Source organism: Bradyrhizobium sp. 160 (assembly GCF_023073735.1).
Classification (GTDB): domain Bacteria; phylum Pseudomonadota; class Alphaproteobacteria; order Rhizobiales; family Xanthobacteraceae; genus Bradyrhizobium.
Window position 1 is genome coordinate 399,742 of record NZ_JADPKD010000028.1, and the last position, 18,247, is coordinate 417,988.

Annotated in this window: 16 protein-coding genes; 5 read left to right on the plus strand and 11 right to left on the minus strand. The window is 64.2% G+C overall.

The window, feature by feature from the left end; genetic code table 11:
• Positions 1–120: 120 nt before the first annotated feature.
• A complete protein-coding gene (locus IVA98_RS11435; RefSeq protein ID WP_247307661.1) occupies positions 121–615 on the minus strand; it encodes a MarR family winged helix-turn-helix transcriptional regulator in 495 nt (164 codons plus the stop codon).
• Positions 616–765: 150 nt separating this feature from the next.
• Here IVA98_RS11435 and IVA98_RS11440 point away from each other — a divergent pair, with 150 nt between their 5' ends.
• Positions 766–2,616, plus strand: a complete 1,851-nt coding sequence (locus IVA98_RS11440) for a feruloyl-CoA synthase (RefSeq protein ID WP_247354861.1) — start codon at positions 766–768, stop codon at positions 2,614–2,616.
• 369 nt (positions 2,617–2,985) lie between these two features.
• On the opposite strand, the gene IVA98_RS11445 is transcribed toward IVA98_RS11440, so the two are convergent.
• Positions 2,986–3,492 carry a MarR family winged helix-turn-helix transcriptional regulator gene (locus IVA98_RS11445; protein ID WP_247307665.1) on the minus strand — a complete coding sequence of 169 codons (507 nt, stop codon included), beginning with the start codon at positions 3,490–3,492 and terminating at the stop codon, positions 2,986–2,988.
• Between the two features lie 83 nt (positions 3,493–3,575).
• On the opposite strand from IVA98_RS11445, the gene IVA98_RS11450 reads away from it, so the two are divergent.
• The 3 genes from IVA98_RS11450 to IVA98_RS11460 are packed head-to-tail and all read left to right on the plus strand — an operon-like array spanning position 3,576 to position 6,401.
• Complete coding sequence (locus IVA98_RS11450; protein ID WP_247307668.1) at positions 3,576–4,796, plus strand: cytochrome P450; 1,221 nt, start codon at positions 3,576–3,578, stop codon at positions 4,794–4,796.
• Between the two features lie 11 nt (positions 4,797–4,807).
• On the plus strand, positions 4,808–5,131 hold the full coding sequence (locus IVA98_RS11455) for a 2Fe-2S iron-sulfur cluster-binding protein (protein ID WP_247332405.1): 324 nt from the start codon (positions 4,808–4,810) through the stop codon (positions 5,129–5,131).
• A gap of 58 nt (positions 5,132–5,189) precedes the next feature.
• On the plus strand, positions 5,190–6,401 hold the full coding sequence (locus tag IVA98_RS11460) for an ABC transporter substrate-binding protein (protein WP_247307674.1): 1,212 nt from the start codon (positions 5,190–5,192) through the stop codon (positions 6,399–6,401).
• Between the two features lie 175 nt (positions 6,402–6,576).
• Here IVA98_RS11460 and IVA98_RS11465 read toward each other — a convergent pair whose 3' ends face one another.
• Positions 6,577–7,839: an NAD(P)/FAD-dependent oxidoreductase gene (locus IVA98_RS11465; RefSeq protein ID WP_247307677.1), complete on the minus strand. Its 1,263-nt coding sequence runs from the start codon at positions 7,837–7,839 to the stop codon at positions 6,577–6,579.
• A gap of 313 nt (positions 7,840–8,152) precedes the next feature.
• Here IVA98_RS11465 and IVA98_RS11470 point away from each other — a divergent pair, with 313 nt between their 5' ends.
• Entirely contained in the window at positions 8,153–9,325 is a 1,173-nt protein-coding gene (locus IVA98_RS11470; protein WP_247281870.1) for an ABC transporter substrate-binding protein, read from the plus strand.
• A gap of 197 nt (positions 9,326–9,522) precedes the next feature.
• On the opposite strand, the gene IVA98_RS11475 is transcribed toward IVA98_RS11470, so the two are convergent.
• From IVA98_RS11475 to IVA98_RS11510, 8 genes are all read right to left on the minus strand, one after another.
• Entirely contained in the window at positions 9,523–11,394 is a 1,872-nt protein-coding gene (locus IVA98_RS11475; protein ID WP_247307681.1) for a bifunctional sugar phosphate isomerase/epimerase/4-hydroxyphenylpyruvate dioxygenase family protein, read from the minus strand.
• Positions 11,391–12,128, minus strand: coding sequence for an ABC transporter ATP-binding protein (locus IVA98_RS11480; RefSeq protein ID WP_247354864.1), 738 nt, complete (start codon positions 12,126–12,128; stop codon positions 11,391–11,393). Before IVA98_RS11480 ends, IVA98_RS11475 begins: the two co-directional genes overlap by 4 nt.
• Positions 12,129–12,140: 12 nt before the next feature.
• Entirely contained in the window at positions 12,141–12,884 is a 744-nt protein-coding gene (locus IVA98_RS11485; protein WP_247307687.1) for an ABC transporter ATP-binding protein, read from the minus strand.
• Entirely contained in the window at positions 12,881–13,879 is a 999-nt protein-coding gene (locus IVA98_RS11490; protein ID WP_247307690.1) for a branched-chain amino acid ABC transporter permease, read from the minus strand. Before IVA98_RS11490 ends, IVA98_RS11485 begins: the two co-directional genes overlap by 4 nt.
• Positions 13,876–14,751: a branched-chain amino acid ABC transporter permease gene (locus tag IVA98_RS11495; RefSeq protein WP_247307693.1), complete on the minus strand. Its 876-nt coding sequence runs from the start codon at positions 14,749–14,751 to the stop codon at positions 13,876–13,878. The genes IVA98_RS11490 and IVA98_RS11495 overlap by 4 nt, the downstream gene beginning before the upstream one ends.
• A gap of 224 nt (positions 14,752–14,975) precedes the next feature.
• Positions 14,976–16,106 (minus strand): ABC transporter substrate-binding protein, encoded by a 1,131-nt coding sequence (locus tag IVA98_RS11500; RefSeq protein ID WP_247307697.1) that lies wholly within the window; start codon positions 16,104–16,106, stop codon positions 14,976–14,978.
• A 56-nt stretch (positions 16,107–16,162) separates the two neighbouring features.
• Positions 16,163–17,041: a shikimate dehydrogenase gene (locus IVA98_RS11505; RefSeq protein ID WP_247307700.1), complete on the minus strand. Its 879-nt coding sequence runs from the start codon at positions 17,039–17,041 to the stop codon at positions 16,163–16,165.
• A gap of 132 nt (positions 17,042–17,173) precedes the next feature.
• Entirely contained in the window at positions 17,174–18,112 is a 939-nt protein-coding gene (locus IVA98_RS11510; RefSeq protein ID WP_247307702.1) for a LysR family transcriptional regulator, read from the minus strand.
• Between the last annotated feature and the right edge of the window lie 135 nt (positions 18,113–18,247).

Genomic DNA, 18,247 nt, shown 5'->3' on the forward strand with positions numbered 1-18,247 from the left:
ACAGTATAGAGGTTGGGCAAGTACCCGGATAATATCGTGAGATCAGGGCCTTGCCGCGAGCTGGGCGTCGAGCGCACGCGCTCGGTTAGGGGCATCTGCTTAAATTATGAGCAGCGGGGGTCAGGTGAAGTCGGCGAGAATCCGAAGCAGGTGCTGCCGGTTCTCCCTGCCGATCTTCGCCTCGACATGCCGCTCGTGCTCCGCGGCAAGTCGTTTGAACTTGGCCAGTTCCGTCGCGCCCTGTGCGGTGAGGTGCAACGCGTGCGAGCGCCGGTCCGTCTTCGACTTGACCCGCTTCACATATCTGCGCCTTTCGAGGCTGTCGAGCAGATGCACCAGCCGCGCGCGCTCGATGCCGAGGCGCTTGGCTACGGCCATCTGCGACAGGCCGGGATTGGCACCGATCACCGTCAGCACCGAATATTGCGTCGGCCTGATGTCGACCTCACCGAGCGTCCTGATGAAGTCCTGAAAGATCCATATTTGGAAGCGCCGCACCGCGTAGCCGGCGTGCCCGACCAGCGCATCGAGGCCGACCTCGTCGGAGTCACTCCGCTGCACTGCGCCGTTGCCGGCGCGTTTGCGTGGGGACGTCTGGGCTGCGCTGCTTGTCACATCGTGTCTCCCTCGGCGCGACCTTAGCGCCTCGACGGGCGGTGCGAAAGATTGTTGTTGACGACAACAATTGTCCCGCCCAACATTGCGGCCAAGCAGCCCGGAACGAGGCGGCCGCCGATCCCGAATCGGGGCGGAGGAGGAAACCCCATGATGACCGCCCCACGCGGTGACGCTGCAAGCCTGTTCGCAACGCCAAGGACGGTCGCAGAGCATCGCGCCGACGGCAGCATCGTGCTGCGCTCGCCCGAGCCACTTGGCGCGAGCGCGCGCTGCACCGGCGACTGGCTGGAGCAATGGGCGCGGCAAACACCCGATACGATCTTCCTCGCCGAGCACGGCAGTGCCGATGCGCCCTGGACTACCGTCACCTATGCGCAGGCGCTGCGGCAGGTGCGGGCGGCCGCGTCCTGGATCCTGGCGCAGGGCCTCAGCGCCGAGCGACCGCTCGCTATCCTCTCCGACAACAGCATCGATCACGCGCTGCTCGCGCTCGCGGCGCAGCATGTCGGCGTGCCCTCAGCGGCGGTTTCACCCGCCTATTCGCTGATGTCGAAAGATTTCGACAAGCTCAGGAGCATGATCGCGCTGCTCGCGCCGGGTGCGATCTATGTCTCCGCAACCAAGCCATTTGCGGCGGCCCTGGCCGCGATCAGGCCGTTGCACACGGCGCAGATCATCAGCGGTCATGCCGACGACGCCGATGCGCTGTCGTTCCGCACCATTGCGGAGACGCCAGAGACGCCCGACGTCGCCAAAGCCTTCGCCGCGGTGACGCCGGATACCATCGCGAAATTCCTGTTCACCTCGGGCTCGACCGGTACGCCCAAGGCGGTCATCAACACCCAGCGCATGCTGACCTCGAGCCAACAGGCCAAGGCGCAGGCCTGGACGTTTCTCGAACCGAGCCGCGGCGATCTCGTGATCCTCGATTGGCTGCCCTGGAGCCACACCTTCGGCGCCAACCACAATTTCAACCTCGTGCTGCGCAATGGCGGCTCGCTCTATATCGACGGCGGCAAGCCAGCGCCGGGTCTGTTTGCGATGTCGCTCGCCAATCTAAGAAGCGTGATGCCGACGGTCTATTTCAACGTGCCGCGCGGCTTCGACATGCTGATCGCGGCACTGCGCGGCGACGAGGAGCTGCGCCGCCGCTTCTTCAGCGAGGTGAAATTCGCTTTCTATGCCGGCGCGGCGCTGCCGCAGAATCTGTGGGATGCGCTCGAAGATCTCTCGATCAAGACCGTCGGCCGTGCGTTGCCGATGGTCTCGGCCTGGGGCTCAACCGAGACGTCCCCGCTCGCGACCGATTGCCATTTCCTCGCAGAACGCTCGGGCAATATCGGCGTGCCGATTCCCGGCACCGAGCTCAAGCTCGTCGCCGCCGGCGACAAGCTGGAAGTTCGCGTGCGCGGTCCCAACGTCACGCCGGGCTATTGGAAGGCGCCGGAGCTGACGAAGCAGGCGTTCGACGACGAAGGATTCTATCTCATCGGCGACGCCGTAAGGTTTGCCGATGCCAAGCGGCCTGAGCGCGGCCTGTTCTTCGATGGGCGCGTCGCGGAAGATTTCAAGCTAAATTCCGGAACTTGGGTCAGCGTCGGCACCTTGCGTGTCGCCGGCATTGCCGCATTGGCGCCGCTCGCGCAGGATATCGTCGTCACCGGCCATGGCGGCGACGAGGTGCGGTTCCTGGTGTTTCCGAATATCGCAGCCTGCCGCGCTCATGCCGGGCTGGGCGACGCGGCGGCTGTGAACGACGTGCTGGCGCATGACAAGGTCAGGACCGCGATCGCGCAGGGTCTGACGCGGCTGAAACAGCAGAGCAGCAACTCCTCCGGCCATGCCACGCGCGCGTTGCTGCTCGCCGAGCCGCCATTGGTCGACGGCGGCGAGATCACCGACAAAGGCTACATCAACCAGCGCGCCGTGCTGACGCGTCGTGCCGATGCGGTGGCACGGCTGAACGATGATGCGTCGCGCGAGTGGGTTGGCTTATAGCTATTAGCTAGCGAGACGAACAGGCACTCGCTTTCCACGTCGTCATTGCGAGGAGCCCTTGCGACGAAGCAAATCCAGACTGTTGCCGCGGAAGGATTCTGGATTTGCTTCGCTGCGCTCGCAAATGGCGGAGAGTGGGGCAGGAAGTGAAAGAGCTCGCCCAATACGCCAGTCACCCTGCCGCATTATCTTGTCGATTATTTTGTTGCCCAAGCAACTAATTTGTGCGAACCGTTCCAGAGAAGGATGACGGCGGACGAACCGCTGCGTCTGATCCTGGAGGAAACAATGCGCGGCCAGAATGGTGCCGTCGGCAAGTGCCGGCGCAAGCCTGGACACGAAAGGAGCAGACGGCCGGCGCGCGATCTGTCAGGCCTCAGTGCTGCCGGTGACCGCGCCGAGATTTTCGTGCAGCCGACGGAGCAGGTCGATCAGCACCTCGCGCTCGTCCTTGCTGAGGCAGGACAGGAGGCGCCGCTCGCGTTCGAGCGCCGCGATGATCACCTTGTCGTGGGTGGCGCGGCCCTTCGCCGTGAGCGAGATCGAATGGGTGCGGCCATCGTTCGGGTCGGTGCGGATCGACACCAGCCCACGCTTTTCGAGCCCCGCGAGCGTCCGGCTCACCGGGCCCTTGTCGAAGCCGATGACGTGGCAGATGCGCGAGGCCGGAATTCCGGGCTCGATCGCCAGCAGCGACATGATCCGCCATTCCGTGACGTTGACGCCGAACTGCCGCTGATAGAACGCGGTCGCGCTGTTCGAGAGCTTGTTGGCGATGAAGGTGATGAAGGCCGGGACGTAACGATCGAGATCGAGCGTCGGCCCGAATTCGGCGGGCGCAGGCTTTTGGCGGGCTCTATTCAAGGACGGCGGCATATCGGCGTTCTGAGTCGCGGCTTGTCCCATGACCTAAGGGTAAGCGCGGCCGTTTCACAAGTTCAAAATGAGGGAGGTCTTCCATGACTGCATCCGGCTCCCCTGTAGCAGCTGACGTCGCGGCCGTGCCGCATCTCGACGTCGATCCCTTCGCGATGAGTTTTTTTGCCGATCCCTATCCTACACATGAGCTGCTGCGGGAGGCAGGCCCGGTCGTCTATCTCGACAAATGGAGCGTGTACGGCGTGGCGCGTTATGCCGAGGTCCACGCCGTGCTGAACGATCCCGCGACCTTCTGCTCCAGCCGCGGTGTCGGCCTCAGTGATTTCAAGAAGGAGACGCCGTGGCGGCCGCCCAGCCTGATCCTGGAGGCCGATCCACCCGCGCACACCCGCACCCGCGCCGTGCTGTCAAAGGTGCTTTCCCCCACCGTGATGAAGCAGGTGCGCGACCGCTTTGCCGCAGCGGCCGAGGCGCGGGTCGATGCGCTGCTGGAGAAGCGCAGCTTCGATGCAATCGCGGATCTTGCCGAGGCCTATCCGCTCTCGATCTTTCCGGATGCGCTCGGGTTGAAGCCGGAAGGTCGCGAGCATCTGATTCCCTATGCGAGCGTCGTGTTCAACGCCTTCGGACCGCCGAACCAGTTGCGCCAGGAGGCGATCGAACGTTCGGCGCCGCACCAGGCTTATGTCGCCGAGCAGTGCCAGCGCGAGAATCTGGCACCCGGCGGATTCGGCGCCTGTATTCATGACCGCGTCGATGATGGCGAGATCACCGCGACCGAAGCGCCACTGCTGGTGCGCTCGCTGCTGTCGGCCGGGCTCGACACCACCGTCAACGGCATCGGCGCCGCGGTCTATTGCCTCGCGCGCTTCCCGGATCAATGGCAGCGCCTGCGCGAGGATATCTCGCTCGCGCGTGGCGCTTTCGAGGAGGCCGTGCGCTTCGAAAGCCCGGTGCAGACCTTCTTCCGCACCACCACGCGGGAGGTCGAGCTGTCCGGCGCGAAGATCGGCGAAGGCGAGAAGGTGCTGATGTTCCTCGCCGCCGCCAACCGCGATCCGCGGCGCTGGGACAAGCCCGACAGCTACGACATCACCCGCCGCACCTCGGGCCATGTCGGGTTCGGCTCCGGCATCCATATGTGCGTCGGTCAACTCGTCGCCCGCCTCGAAGGCGAGGTGATGCTGGCGGCTCTGGCGCGCCGTATCGCGAAAATCGAGATCGCGGGTGAGCCGAAGCGCCGCTTCAACAACACGCTGCGCGGGCTCGACAGCCTGCCTGTCACCATTATCCCGGCCTGACGAGGAGCTTCATGCCCGCCATCACCTTCATCCATCCCAACGGCAGGTCTGATCGTGTCGAGACCAGTGATGGCGAAAGCGCCATGCAGGCCGCGACCCGCCACGGCGTCGACGGCATTCTGGCCGAATGCGGCGGCAATGCCATGTGTGCGACCTGTCACGTCTATGTCGACGAGAGCTGGCTCGCGCGCCTGCCAGCAATGGCCGACGAGGAGGATGCGCTGCTCGAGGGCACCGCAAGCGAGCGGCTTCCGAACAGCCGGCTGTCCTGCCAGATCCACCTCACGCCCGCGCTCGACGGGCTCGTCGTGAGGCTGCCGGCGCGGCAGGTCTAAAATCTGAACCGCGACGGCAACAATCGGCGTGGCAACACATTCAACAGGGGAGGGAACGATGAAGCATCTGAAGTGGACGCTCGCACTGGCTGCGAGCCTGATGGTCGGTGCGGCAAGCGCCGAGATATCCGACAATGTCGTGCGCGTCGGCGTGCTCAACGACATCTCCGGCATCTTCCAGGACACCAACGGCATGGGCTCAGTCGAGGCGGCACGCATGGCGGCCGAGGATTTCAACGGTGGCGGCAAAGGCATCAAGGTCGAGATCGTCTATGCCGACCATCAGAACAAGGCCGATGTCGGCAGCGCCATCGCGCGCAAATGGCTCGACGTCGAAGGCGTTGATGCCATCGTTGACGTGCCGAACTCGGCGGTCGGCCTCTCCATCAACTCGCTCTTGCGCGATAGCCGCATGACGTTCCTGGCGTCCTCGACGGCAAGCTCCGATCTCACCGGCAAGGCCTGCTCGCCCAACACCATTCAATGGGTCAACGACACCTGGGCGACCGGAAACACCACGGCGGCCGCGATGATGTCACGTGGCGGCAAGGAGTGGTATTTCCTCACGGTCGACTACGCGCTCGGCAAGGGAATCGAGGCCGAGGCACAGAAATACATCGAGGCGCATGGCGGCAAGGTGTTGGGTTCGTCCAAGCATCCGCTCGGGACCTCCGATTTCGCGTCCTTCCTGTTGCAGGCGCAAAGCTCGAAAGCGCAGGTTATCGGCCTTGCCAATGCCGGCGGCGATACCATCAACGCAGTGAAACAGGCCGCCGAATTCGGCATCCAGCAGAGCGGCCAGAAGCTGGTTGCCTTCCTGCTCTTCATCAACGACGTCCACGGCATGGGCATCAAGGTCGCGCAGGGACTCCAGCTGATGGAAGCCTTCTACTGGGACATGAACGACGACACCCGCGCTTTCGCCAAGCGCTTCGCCGCGCGGCCCGGCATGAACGGAAAAATGCCGAGCGGCAATCAGGCCGGCGTCTATGCCTCCACGCTCGCCTATCTCAACGCCGTCGCCGCCACGGGCAGCGATAATGCCAAGAGCGTCGTGCCCGAGATGAAGAAGTTCAGGGGCAAGGACAAGCTGTTCGGCGACACCACGATTCGTCAGGATGGCCGGGTCGTGCACCCAATGTACCTGTTCGAGGTGAAGAAGCCCGAGGAGTCGAAATACCCGTACGATTATTACAAGTTGGTCTCGACGATTCCGGCGGACCAGGCGTTCCGCCCGCTGGCGGAGGGCGGGTGTGAGTTGGTGAAGTAGCGCGAGCTGCGCGCGCTGCTGCACCCTCTCCCCTTGCGGGCCCCCTTGTGGGAGAGGGTGGCTTCGCAAAGCGGAGCCGGGTGAGGGGTTGTCTCCTCACGAACTCCCTTTCGAGTTGAGAGAACCCCTCATCCGGCGCTTCGCGCCACCTTCTCCCACAAGGGGAGAAGGAGAACTACACCACCTTGCTACTGCCCTGCGTGATCAGTCGCGCCGCCCGCTGGTCGCGGGCGTAGATCCAGAGCCAGCTCAGCGCGACGCTGAGGCGGTGGCGGAGGCCGATCAGAAAGTAGATGTGGGCGATGCCCCAGATCCACCACGCGATGGTGCCGCGCAGCTTGATGCGGCCGAAATCGATCACCGCGAGCCGCTTGCCGATCTGCGCGAGGCTGCCGGCGTGCTTGTAGCGGAACGCACCCTTCGTCTGCCCACGCAGCCGAGCCTTGATGGTCTCGGCGACATGGCGGCCCTGCTGCTTCGCCGCCGGCGCGATGCCGGGCACCGGCTTGCCCTCCCAGGCATCGATGCTGACGGTATCGCCGATCGCGAAGATCTCGGGATGCCCCGGAATGGTCAGGTCCGCCTCGACCTGCACGCGCCCGGCGCGATCGCTTGGTGCGCCCAGCCATTCGGCAGCGGGCGAAGCGCGCACGCCGGCGGCCCAGATCCTGGTCTTGGCGTTGAGCCGCGTGCCGCCGAACACCACGCCATCGCGGTCGATCTCGGTCACGGGTTGCCCCAGCACGACCTCGACCCCGATCTTTTCCAGCGACGCCTGCGCGTAAGCCGAGAGGTCGTCGGCAAAGCCCGCGAGCACGCGCGGGCCGGCCTCGATCAGCACGACACGCGCCTTGGTCGTGTCGATGTTGCGGAAATCGCCGGGCAGAGTGTGGTGCGCCATCTCGGCGATGGTGCCGGCAAGCTCGACGCCGGTCGGGCCGGCGCCGACGATGACGAAGGTCAGCCGCGCCGCGCGCCTCTCCGGATCCGTTTCGCGCTCGGCACGCTCGAATGCCACCAGGATGTGCCGGCGCAGCGTTGTCGCGTCCTCCAGCGTCTTCAGGCCGGGCGCGAATTGCTCCCATTCGTCGTGGCCGAAATAGGCGTGCCGCGCACCGGTGGCGAGCACCAGTGTGTCGTAGGGCACCTCGCTGCCGTCGTCGATCAGAACGCAGCGACGTGCCGTGTCGACGCCGCTCACTGTGGCAAACAGCGTTGTCACCTCACGGCGATCGCGCATGAGATGGCGAATTGGCCAGGCGATCTCGCTGGTCGCCAGCGAGGCGGTCGCGACCTGATAGAGCAGCGGCTGGAACAGATGATGGTTGCGGCGGTCGATCAGCGTGATCTCGACCGGCGCGCCCGCGAGCCGATAGGTCGTCTCCAGCCCGCCAAAGCCGGCTCCGACGATGACGACGCGGTGCGGTGTCGTGGTCATGATGCGTCCCTCGAATCGCGCTGCTCTATTTGTTCATTTAAGTGCGGTTCTGGGGCCGCGGTCCAATAGGCGTCATCAATCGTCGAATAGGCCAAGTGTATCGATGTGGCGCGAAAAAGCGCCGCAGCCTTGACCATGACTTGGCCGAAGTGAGTAGAACTATATTTCTTGCCATCTCCAATTGGGGCGAAATATGGTGCAGGGGCGGGCCCTGAGCCATTGGCGGCTCGACAGATTTTGCGTCAATAGAGACTGGCCCGAGGGGCGGCGATCACCCCGCCTCCGGGACCGATAATCAAGGAGGGGAGTGGCTATGAGGACGGCATTCTGGCTGGCGGGCGCAGCGGCGCTGGTGCTGGCAAATCCGGCGTGCGCCGGCGACACCATCAAGATCGGCTTCGTCTCGACCTTCAGCGGCCCGACCGCCGTGATCGGCAATGACATGCGCAATTCTTTCGAGCTCGCGCTCGATCATCTCGGCCGCAAGATGGACGGCAAGCCGGTCGAGGTGATCTACGAGGACGACGGGCAGAAGCCGGATGTCGGCAAGCAGAAGACCGAGAAGCTGGTGCAGTCCGACAAGGTCGATTTCATCGTCGGCTACATCTGGTCGAACGTGCTCCTGGCCTCGCTCAAGACCGCGGTGGACTCGCAGACCTTCCTGATCTCGGCCAATGCCGGTCCCTCGCAGCTCGCGGGCGAGCTGTGCTCGCCTTACGTGTTCTCGACCTCCTGGCAGAACGACCAGACGCCGCAGGCGATGGGCCTCTACATGAACCAGAAGGGCGTCAAGAGCGTGTTCCTGATCGGGCCGAACTACGCTGCCGGCAAGGACATGCTCGCCGGTTTGAAGAGCACGTTCAAGGGCGAGATCAAGGGCGAGGAGTACACGGTCTGGCCGAGCCAGCTCGACTTCTCCGCCGAGCTCTCCAAGGCGCGCGCCTCCGGCGCCGAGTCGATCTTCGTGTTCTACCCCGGTGCCGCCGGCGTGCAGTTCCTCAATCAATATGCCCAGGCCGGCCTCAAGAGCACCATGCCGCTCTACACCGTCTTCACCATCGACGAGCTGTCGCTGCCGCTCCAGAAGGAGAATGCGCTCGGAGTGCCCGGCGCGCAGGAATGGGTCAATGATCTCCCCAACGAGCAGAACAAGCGCTTCGTCGCCGATTATCGCAAGAAATATCCCGGCCTGCGGCCGACCTACTACGGCGCACAATCGTATGATGCCGCCCAGCTCATCAACAGCGCCGTGGTCGCGGTGAAGGGCGACACCAGCAAGAAGGATGCGATGAAGGCCGAGATGGAAAAGGCCAACTTCAAGTCGCTGCGCGGCTCCTTCAAGTACGGCAACAATCACATCCCGATCCAGAGCTTCTATCTCCAGGACGTGGTCAAGGACGCCGAAGGCCAGCTCGCGCTGAAGACCGTCGCCACCATCGTCGAGAACGACCAGGATCGTTTCCACGACAAGTGCAAGATGAAGTGAAGCCTCTACTCTCCTTCTCCCCGCCTGCGGGGAGAAGGTTGGGGTGAGGGGGAGTCTCCGCGAGTTGCATGAAAATTGGGAGAAGCGCTCTCTCAACACGTCATTGCGAGCGCAGCGAAGCAAATCCAGAATCCCTCCGCGGACAGATTCTGGATTGCTTCGTCGCAAGGGCTCCTCGCAATGACGTGGAGAGAGTTTTACAGTCTCGGCATGCTCGCAGGCCGTACCTCGCGGGCCTGCGCTGCGAGCCTGATGCCGGCATTGGCCGCGCCAAAGCCCTGATAGCGCCGCCGTTCGACGATCTCGAAGAAGAAGCGCTCGTCGAAGATGTGGGTGTAGACCTGGAAGAATTCGCCGTCACCCTCGCGGTCGTAGAGGATGTGGTTGGCGCGCAGTTGCGCCATAAGCTCGGGCGAAAGATCGTATTTGGCTTCGATGTCGTCGTAGTAATTATCAGGGATGTCGAGGAAATCCGCGCCGCGCTTGCGCATCTCCGCGACCGTCGCAAAGATGTTGCGGCACGAGAATGCGACGTGCTGCACGCCCGAGCCGAAGAACTCGGAGATGAAGCGCGACGGCAGCGTGCGGTTGGCGGAGGAGCCGTTGAGCACGAAGCACAGGCTCTGGTCTGCGTTGATGATGGCTTGGCTCTGCACCAGGCCTCTGGGGTCGACGATCTCCATCTGCGGCAGCCGCGTCAGGTCGAGAATGCCGGTGTAAAACAATAGCCAGGACAGCATCTCGTCATAGGGCATCGACTGCGCGATGTGATCGACCGCCAGCAGCGCGTCCGGGCTCGCCTCGCTCGGTACCGGCTCGAAATCGGTGTCCCAGTTCTTGCCGGCCTGATCCAGAAAATAGAGCAGGCTGCCGCCGACGCCGTGGATCGCTGGGATCTCGAGTTCGCCCGGCCCGACCGGCTGGTAGAAGGTGCGCGCCTTCAGCGCTTCGGCGCGCTGCATGGAAAGGCCCGCATTGTCGACGTCGAGTGCGATCGCACAGACGCCGGGGCCGTGGGTGACGTAATGCGAATGCGCAAAGCCGTCGGTCTCGCAATTGATGACGAGTTCGATCTTGCCTTGCGACCAACGCTCCACCGCCTTGCTGCGGTGCTTGCCGGTCTTGCGAAAACCGAGCTGCGCGAACAGGCGAGCAAGCTCGCCGGCCTTGGTCTCGTTGACGGCGAACTCGACGAAGCCGGTACCGTGGGTTCTGGATTTCGGCGCCAGCGGCTCGCGGACAAGCTTTGGCCAGTCCGGTGCGAGCTGGTCCTCCAGCAGGATCAGCGAGCGCAGGCCGTCGACCGCCGTCTGGGCCGCCGAGCCGGCGCGGAACTGGTCGTTGAAGATCTCCAGCGACAGCGGCCCGGCATAGCCGGTCGCCGCCACCGCCGCCATGAACTCGCGGACCGGGAGGTCACCCTGGCCCGGGAAAGAGCGGAAGTGCCGGCTCCAGGAGAGGATGTCGAGCTCGAGCTTCGGCGCGTCCGCAAGCTGCACCAGAAAGATCTTGTCGCCGGGGATCGAAGCCATCGCGCGGGTCGGAAAGCCGGGCGCCAGCGCATGAAAGCTGTCGAGGATGATGCCGATTGCCGGATGATCGGCGCGGCGCACGATCTCCCAGGCGTCGCGGTAGTCGTTGACGTGCCGTCCCCAGGCCAGCGCCTCGTAGCCGACGCGCAAACCACGTTTCACCGCACGTTCGCCGAGCTCGCGAAAATCGTCCGCGGCACGGTCGATGCCGCCAAGCGAGACGGGCGAAACGTTGGAGCAGATCAGCAAGAGATCGGTGCCGAGCTCTTGCATCAAGTCGAACTTGCGCATCGCGCGGGCAAAGTTGCGCGAACGCTGCGGCTCCGGCATGCCTTCGAAATCGCGGAACGGCTGGAACGCGCAGATCTCGAGATTGAGGTCCTTGCAGAGCTGTGCCACGTCGCGCGGGCCCGCGCCGAACGACAACAGATCGTTCTCGAAGATCTCGACTGCGTCGAAGCCGGCTGAGGCGATGGCGCGCAGCTTTTCGTCGAGGGCGCCGGAGAGAGACACGGTTGCGATCGAACGCTTGTTCATGCGGCGCTCTCCTCCATGGCGCCGCCCAGGAACAATTGCCCGATGCGGGGATCGTTCAGAATGCGCTTGGCGTCGTCGATCATCCGGGTCTGGCCGAGCTCGAGCACGATGCCGATGTCCGAGATCTCCAGCGCCGAACGAGCGTTTTGCTCGATCATCAGGATCGTGACGCCGCGTTCGCGCAAGCTTTTGAGGATATCGAAGGTCTGCTGCACCATCAACGGCGACAGGCCGATCGAGGGCTCGTCGATCAGCACCAGCTTGGGTTCGAGCAGCAGCGAGCGGGCGATCTCGAGCTGCTTCTGCTCGCCACCGGACAGCGTGGAAGCCTGCTGAATCGTTTTTTGCCGCAGCGCCGGAAACAGGTCGAGTGCCGCCTCGATCCGCTTGGGAAGATCGAGGCCCTTGTCCGCAGCGACGCCGCCGAGTTCGATGTTGTGGCGCACGGACAGCTCGGGAAAGATGTTGCGGCCCTGCGGCACGTAGCAGATGCCGGCATTGAGCAGCGCGCGCCGGCTCAGGTTCGTGACGTCGCGGCCGGCAAAGCTGATCTTGCCCTCGCGCAGCTTGAGCAGGCCGAAGATTGCCTTGAAGACGGTGGACTTGCCGGCGCCGTTCGGGCCGATGATCGTCGTGATCGTGGCTTGAGGCACGGCGAAGGTCGTGCCGTTCAAAATCGTCATCTTGCCGTAGCCGCCGACGAGATTGTGAACAGAGAGGATCGGGTCGCTCATGGCTCGCGCTCCCTAATGTCCGAGATAGGCTTCGATCACGGCGAGGTTTTTCCGCACCTCATCCGGCCGTCCCATCGCCAGCACCTTGCCTTCCGCCATCACCATCACCCGCGAGCACAGCGACATCACGAATTCCATGTTGTGCTCGATCACGACGAAGGTGGCGTTCTTCTCGCGGTTGATCGCAACCAGGCGGTCCTTGAGGTCCGCCAGCATCGACGGGTTGACGCCGCCGGCGGGCTCGTCGAGCAGCACCAGGCGCGGTCCGCCCATGAAGGCCATGGCGGCATCGAGCAGTTTTTGCTGGCCATAGGAGAGGCCGCCGGCCGGCTCGTCCGCGAGATGGTCGAGCTTGAAGAAGCCGATCATCTGGTTGGCGGCGTCGGTCAGCCCGGCATCGGAGCGGCCGACGAGGCGCGAGGCCATGTTGCCCTGGTGCTCCTGTCCGGCCAGAATCAGGTTCTCCCGCACCGAGAGCTTTGGAAAAACCTGCAGGAGCTGGAAGGTGCGGCTGACCCCCAGCTTGTTGAGTTCGGAGGGCCGCAGGCCCGTCACCACCTTGCCGTCCAGCCTGACCTCGCCGCCTGACGGCGTGAGCTGGCCGAGGATGCAGTTGAACAGCGTCGACTTGCCGCAGCCATTCGGTCCGATCAGGCCGAGGATCTCGCCCTCGCGCACGTCGAAGCTGACGCCATCGACGGCGCTGATGCCGCCAAAGTTCTTCTTGATATTGGTGACCTCGAGGACTGCGCTCATTGCACCGTCTCCAGGCGTGACTTTGCGACGGCGCGCAGCGCGGACGCCGCCTTGGTCCGTCGCGCTGCCATCGCGCGATCGAGGATTCCCAGAATGCCCGTCGGCGACCAGATCAAGAGCAGCATCACCGCAACCGCATAGAGCATGAGATAATAGCCTTCGGTGAAGCGCAGCCATTCCGGCAGCAGCACGGCAATCATCGCGCCCAGGAACGGACCGAAATAGAAGCCGGCCCCGCCGACGATCACCATCATCAGCAGGTCGAGCGAGAGCGACAGGTTGAACGGCACGGGATCGATATATTGCGTCAGCGGCGCATAGAGCGCGCCGGCGACGCCGCCGAGCGCCGAGCCGATCGCAAAGGCCATCAGCGTGTAGCGCCGGGTGTCGACGCCGAGCGATTGCGCGCGCAGCGGATTCTCGCGCAGCGCCATGAAGGCGCGGCCCCAAGGCGAGCGGATCAGCCACCACACCGCAAGCGACACGATCGCGAGCGAGCCGAGGCAGAGATAATAGAAGGGCAGCGGCTTGTTGGTCGCTAGCCCGAAGACGTGCGGGCGCGGGATGTTGGAGATGCCGTAGATGCCGCCGGTGAGCCAGCTCTCGTTGCGGAACACCAGGAAGGCGAGAGTGGAGAAGGCGAGGGTGACGAACGCGAGGTAGTGGTGCTGCACGCGCAGCGCGGGATAACCCAGCACCCAGCCGACCGCAAAGCTCAAGGCGATCGCGACCAGAATCGCGGCCGGCAGCGGCCAGCCATGGGTGGTCATGATCGCCGCCGCATAAGCGCCGATGCCGACGAAGGCGCCCTGCGCCAGCGAGACCTGGCCGGCATAGCCGAGCGTAAGGTTGAGCCCCATCGCGGCGATGCTCATCACCGCCCATTGGCTCAGGATGAACAGACCGTAACGATTGAAGTTCATGGGGACGATGATCAGCGCGGCGATGGCGATGAGGCCGAGCGCAATCTGCAGGGGTTTGCCAAAGCTGATCATACCGTGCGCTCCTCGGCGCGGCCGAGCAAGCCCTGCGGCCGAAACAGGATGACGGCGATCAGGAAGATCATCGGAACGGCGGCGCGATATTGCGTCGAGACATAGGCGGCCGCGAGATTGTCGAGCACGCCGATCAAGAGACCGCCGGCGATTGCGCCGCGCACCTGGTTGAAGCCGCCGACGATCGCGGCGATGAATGCCGCCTGGCCCAGCACCTCGCCGGAGGAGAACTTGGCGAGATAGATCGGCGTGATCAGCAGTGAGGCCAGCGCGACCAGGAAGGCGTTGATCAGGAAGGTCAGCAGGATCATGCGCTCGACCGGCACGCCGATGATCCGCGCCACCGTCGGGTTCTGCGCCGCCGCCTGCATCTGGTGGCCGAGCGAGGTGCGGTTGAGCAGTGCGGTCAAGCCGAAGACGGCGAGGATGGCGAGGACGAGGACGCCGATACTTTGCAGCGACACCGCATGGCCGAGGATGGAGATGTCGCCTGTCGGCACGATCGACGGGAAGGGCGAGGCCTCGGCGCTGAAGAACTGCTTGACGGATTCCTTGATGCCGATGGCCAGCGCCATGGTCGCGATCGCCAGCGGCAGCACGCCGTGGCGCATCATCGGATCAACCAGCAGCAGCTTGAAGGCGAGACCGAGCAAAATCATCGAGAGCAGGATGCCGAGGATGATCGCGAGCCAGAACGGGGCGCCGGCATGCATCGCCGCCAGCATCAGGAAAGCCGGCAGCATCACGAACTCGCCTTGGGCGAAATTGATGGTCTGCGAAGTCTGCCACAGCAGAGTGAAGCCGACCGCGACCAGCGCATAGATCGCGCCGGTGGCAAGTCCCGCGACCAGAAGATCGAACAGACTGGACATTTTCCCCTCTCGCCGTTCTGCCTTCCCGTTCGTCATGCTTGCGGGGAGAGGCGTAGGCGGCCTATCGCCGCCGTTCTTAAGAATGCCGATGCGAAGCATCGGCTACGGTGAGGGCGAGCCTTCGCGAGCACGGTAATAGTTGGACTCGCGGAAGCTCCCCCTCACCCGGAATTTGCTGCGCAAATTCCGGTCTCTCCCCGCAAGCGGAGAGAGACGAAAGAACCTCACTTCACTTTCGGCAGCACCTGCTTCACGACCTGCTTGCCTTCGACCACCTCGACCAGGAAGCTCTGACGGTCGATGTCTCCGGTGTCGCTGAAGGTGACGTCCATCAAAATACCCGGCTCGTCGGCGGCCTTGATGGTCAGGCCATGCAGCGTGTCGGCAAACTTCTTCGGGTCGACCTTGCCCATCTTCTCGGTGGTGGCTTTGACCATGTAGACGGCGAGATAGCCCTTCAGGCCGTTATGATCAGGCACGTAATTGTACTTCTTGGAAAATTTCTCGCGGAACGCCTTGATCAGATCGACCGGGGCATCGGTGGTGAGGCCGACATGGCCGCGCGCGCCGTTGGCGGCATCGCCAGCGAGCTCGATCACCTTCTGGCCGATCAGCGTGGTCTCGCCCATCAGCGGTGCGGTGACGCCCTGCCGCTTCAGTTCTTTCAGGATGCGCGCGCTCTCTTCCTCATTGAGATAGACGAACACGGCATCGGGATTGGCAGCCTTGATCTTGCCGACGTCGGCGGCGAAATCGGCCTGGCCCGCTTCGGTGGAGAGATCGGCAACCACCTTGGAGCCGAGCCGGTCGAGCTCCTTGACGACGACGTCGCGGCCGCCGCGGCCGAAGTCGTTGTTAACCCAGACCACCGCAACCGTCTTCGCCTTTATCTCGTCGTGAATGTATTTGGCGACCTTCGGCATCGAGGATTGCTGGCCGAACGAGGTGCGGAACAGGAACTTGTTGCCCGCCTGCGTCAGCTCGGCGGCTTCGCCGCCCATGATCTGCGCGATACCGGCTTCGGCCGCGAGCGGCGCGGTGACCTTCACCGAGCCGGAATAGCCGGGACCGAGCAGCACATAGGGCTCGGCGTCGAGCGCCTTCTGCACCTGGGCGCGGGCGACGCCGGGGTTCGACTGCGAGTCGGCGTGGGTGACCTCCAGCTTGCGGCCGAGCACGCCGCCCTTGGCGTTGATCTCCTCGATCGCGAGGTCGATGCCGTTCTTCCAGTTGGTGCCGACGGTGGCGCCGCCGCCGGAGAGCTCGGCGACGTCGGCGAGCTTGATCGCCTGGGCAAGGGCGCTCGTTGCCGACATGGCGGTGAGCAGCGCGCCCACCAGTAGCGTTGATTTCATCGTCCTCTCCTCCCGTTTCAAATCTTGCAAGCGGCCTTGTTTCCGGCCGCTTCGTCTCAAGCTGCCTGATAGGCGGCGGTGCGCGCAACCATCACGGCATCAAAAGCCTCTCCCATGATCTCGGTCGATGGAGCAAGGCCGGTGAACAGTTCAAAGGCGTCGGCGGCCTGATAGATCGCAAGCTGCCGCCCGGTCATGATCCGAGCGCCTTTCTGTCGCGCTGCGGCAAGCAGCGGCGTGATCAGCGGCGAATAGACGGCATCGGCGACCCACAGGTCTGCCCTGAGCAGCGCCGCCGGCACCGGGGTGTCTCGGTTCGGCAGCATGCCGACCGGCGTACCATTGACGAGACCGGTTGCACCATCGAGCGCGTCCTCGACGTTTCCGGCCACCCTCGCGCAGCCCCGCCTGGCAAGCAGCGAGGCGAGTTTCTCGGCGCGCGCCGGCTCGCTGTCGAAGATGCGGATATCGGTCACCTCCAGGCTCGCCAGCGCAAACGCGATCGCCTTGCCGACGCCGCCTGCGCCGATCACGGCGACGGAGTTGGCTGATGGTGCCAGCAGCGGGGCCACCGCGCGCGCAAAGCCTGTGGTGTCGGTGTTGTGGCCGGTCAGCTGGCGGTCCCTGACGACGACGGTGTTGACCGCGCCCATGGCGGCAGCGTCCGGCGCCAGCGCATCGAGCAGTGGGACCACCGCTTCTTTGTAAGGGTAGGTGACATTGACGCCGGCAAAGCCGAGCCGGCGCACGCCTTCGAGCATCATGCGGAGCCCGGCCGCATCGGCACCGGCCACTTCGATGAGCTGGTAGTGGCCGCGCAGGCCGAGCGCCTCGGCGGCGCGCTCATGCATGGCGGGGGACGCGGAATGCGCGATCGGCGCGCCGATCAGGCCGGTGAGAAGCTTCCTGCTGGCGGCGTATTCGCGCTTCGACATGGTTCGCTATCGTTTCGTTGGGAGCGTCCGGTCCCGGCCATTAGCGGGGAAATCCGCGCAATTCCAGCCGCGACGATAGCCTTTCCCCTGCCTAACACAATTACCCTTTTATCCGGCAAACCTAACATAGTGTTATTTCTTCCGCCCGCGTGCCGAAACGGCCTTGCCGTTGCCGCGGGACGGCTCGACCGCGCGCATCTCGGCGCGCAGGGCATCAATGAAATACTCGGCATGGAGCGACAGCGGCGCGCCACGCTTCACCGCGATATAGGTGTCGAACCGCGTCGGCTCGGTGATCTTCAAGAGCTCGATTCCGGGATAGCCGCCATGGGCCACCGTGAACTGGTCGATGATGGCGATGCCGAGCCCCGCCTTCACCAGGGCGCAGACGGTGGTGCCAAAGCGCGCGCGGATGGTAATGTTGTAGTCGAGGCGGTTGCGCGCAAAGATCTCGGCCATGATCCGTCCGTAAGGGTCGTTCGGGTCGATCCCGATCAGCGGATAGCGGGTGATCTCGGCGGCGGAGACCTGCTTGCGGCCGGCGAGCTCATGTCCCGGCGGCACGATGCAATAGAGCTCGCCCGAGGCGAGCGGCATGAAGTCGAGCCCGGAATGTTCCAGCCGGTAGCTCATCGCCACGCACTCGCCGCGGCCGAGCATCAGATAGTCGATGGCTTCCTCGAGTTTGAGGATGTTGATGTCGATGCCGAGGTCCGGGTAGCGGCGGCGGACGCGCTCGATTGCGCGCGGCACCATCACCTGCGAGATGCTCGGCACCGAGCCGATGCGCAGCTCCGACAATCCGCCGCGGCCGATCTTCGAGATGATCTCGGAGAGGTCGTCGACCTTCTTGTAGACGCCGTTGATCTGCTCGAAGATGTTCTCGGCTTCCGGCGTTGGGAAATAGCGCCCGTTCTGGCGCTGGAAGAAGCGGATGCCGAGCGAGCGCTCGGTGTATTTGACGAGGCGGCTGATCCCCGGCGCCGAGACGTTGAGCAGCTTCGCCGCGCCGCCGATGGTGCCCGTCACCATCACGGCACGTATCACTTCAACCTGGCGCAGCGTCATCATGTCCGGGCGTCCGAAGGATGATCGTGATCTCGATCATCTCACGAGAGCCGAGATGTCATCGAGCGGCAAGTGTCTGTCAACATGGACGGAGGAGGCAAGTTGCTCGAAGAGACGTTGAGCCGCGTCCGGGGCACG

Bases quoted from the DNA above. Each gene is read 5' to 3' on its own strand.
- IVA98_RS11500 (WP_247307697.1), bottom strand. From the start codon at position 16,106: ATGAAATCAACGCTACTGGTGGGCGCGCTGCTCACCGCCATGTCGGCA.
- IVA98_RS11490 (WP_247307690.1), bottom strand. From the start codon at position 13,879: ATGATCAGCTTTGGCAAACCCCTGCAGATTGCGCTCGGCCTCATCGCC.
- IVA98_RS11510 (WP_247307702.1), bottom strand. From the start codon at position 18,112: ATGATGACGCTGCGCCAGGTTGAAGTGATACGTGCCGTGATGGTGACG.
- IVA98_RS11485 (WP_247307687.1), bottom strand. From the start codon at position 12,884: ATGAGCGCAGTCCTCGAGGTCACCAATATCAAGAAGAACTTTGGCGGC.
- IVA98_RS11455 (WP_247332405.1), top strand. From the start codon at position 4,808: ATGCCCGCCATCACCTTCATCCATCCCAACGGCAGGTCTGATCGTGTC.
- IVA98_RS11440 (WP_247354861.1), top strand. From the start codon at position 766: ATGATGACCGCCCCACGCGGTGACGCTGCAAGCCTGTTCGCAACGCCA.
- IVA98_RS11465 (WP_247307677.1), bottom strand. From the start codon at position 7,839: ATGACCACGACACCGCACCGCGTCGTCATCGTCGGAGCCGGCTTTGGC.
- IVA98_RS11445 (WP_247307665.1), bottom strand. From the start codon at position 3,492: ATGCCGCCGTCCTTGAATAGAGCCCGCCAAAAGCCTGCGCCCGCCGAA.
- IVA98_RS11460 (WP_247307674.1), top strand. From the start codon at position 5,190: ATGAAGCATCTGAAGTGGACGCTCGCACTGGCTGCGAGCCTGATGGTC.
- IVA98_RS11480 (WP_247354864.1), bottom strand. From the start codon at position 12,128: ATGAGCGACCCGATCCTCTCTGTTCACAATCTCGTCGGCGGCTACGGC.
- IVA98_RS11475 (WP_247307681.1), bottom strand. From the start codon at position 11,394: ATGAACAAGCGTTCGATCGCAACCGTGTCTCTCTCCGGCGCCCTCGAC.
- IVA98_RS11470 (WP_247281870.1), top strand. From the start codon at position 8,153: ATGAGGACGGCATTCTGGCTGGCGGGCGCAGCGGCGCTGGTGCTGGCA.
- IVA98_RS11495 (WP_247307693.1), bottom strand. From the start codon at position 14,751: ATGTCCAGTCTGTTCGATCTTCTGGTCGCGGGACTTGCCACCGGCGCG.
- IVA98_RS11505 (WP_247307700.1), bottom strand. From the start codon at position 17,041: ATGTCGAAGCGCGAATACGCCGCCAGCAGGAAGCTTCTCACCGGCCTG.
- IVA98_RS11450 (WP_247307668.1), top strand. From the start codon at position 3,576: ATGACTGCATCCGGCTCCCCTGTAGCAGCTGACGTCGCGGCCGTGCCG.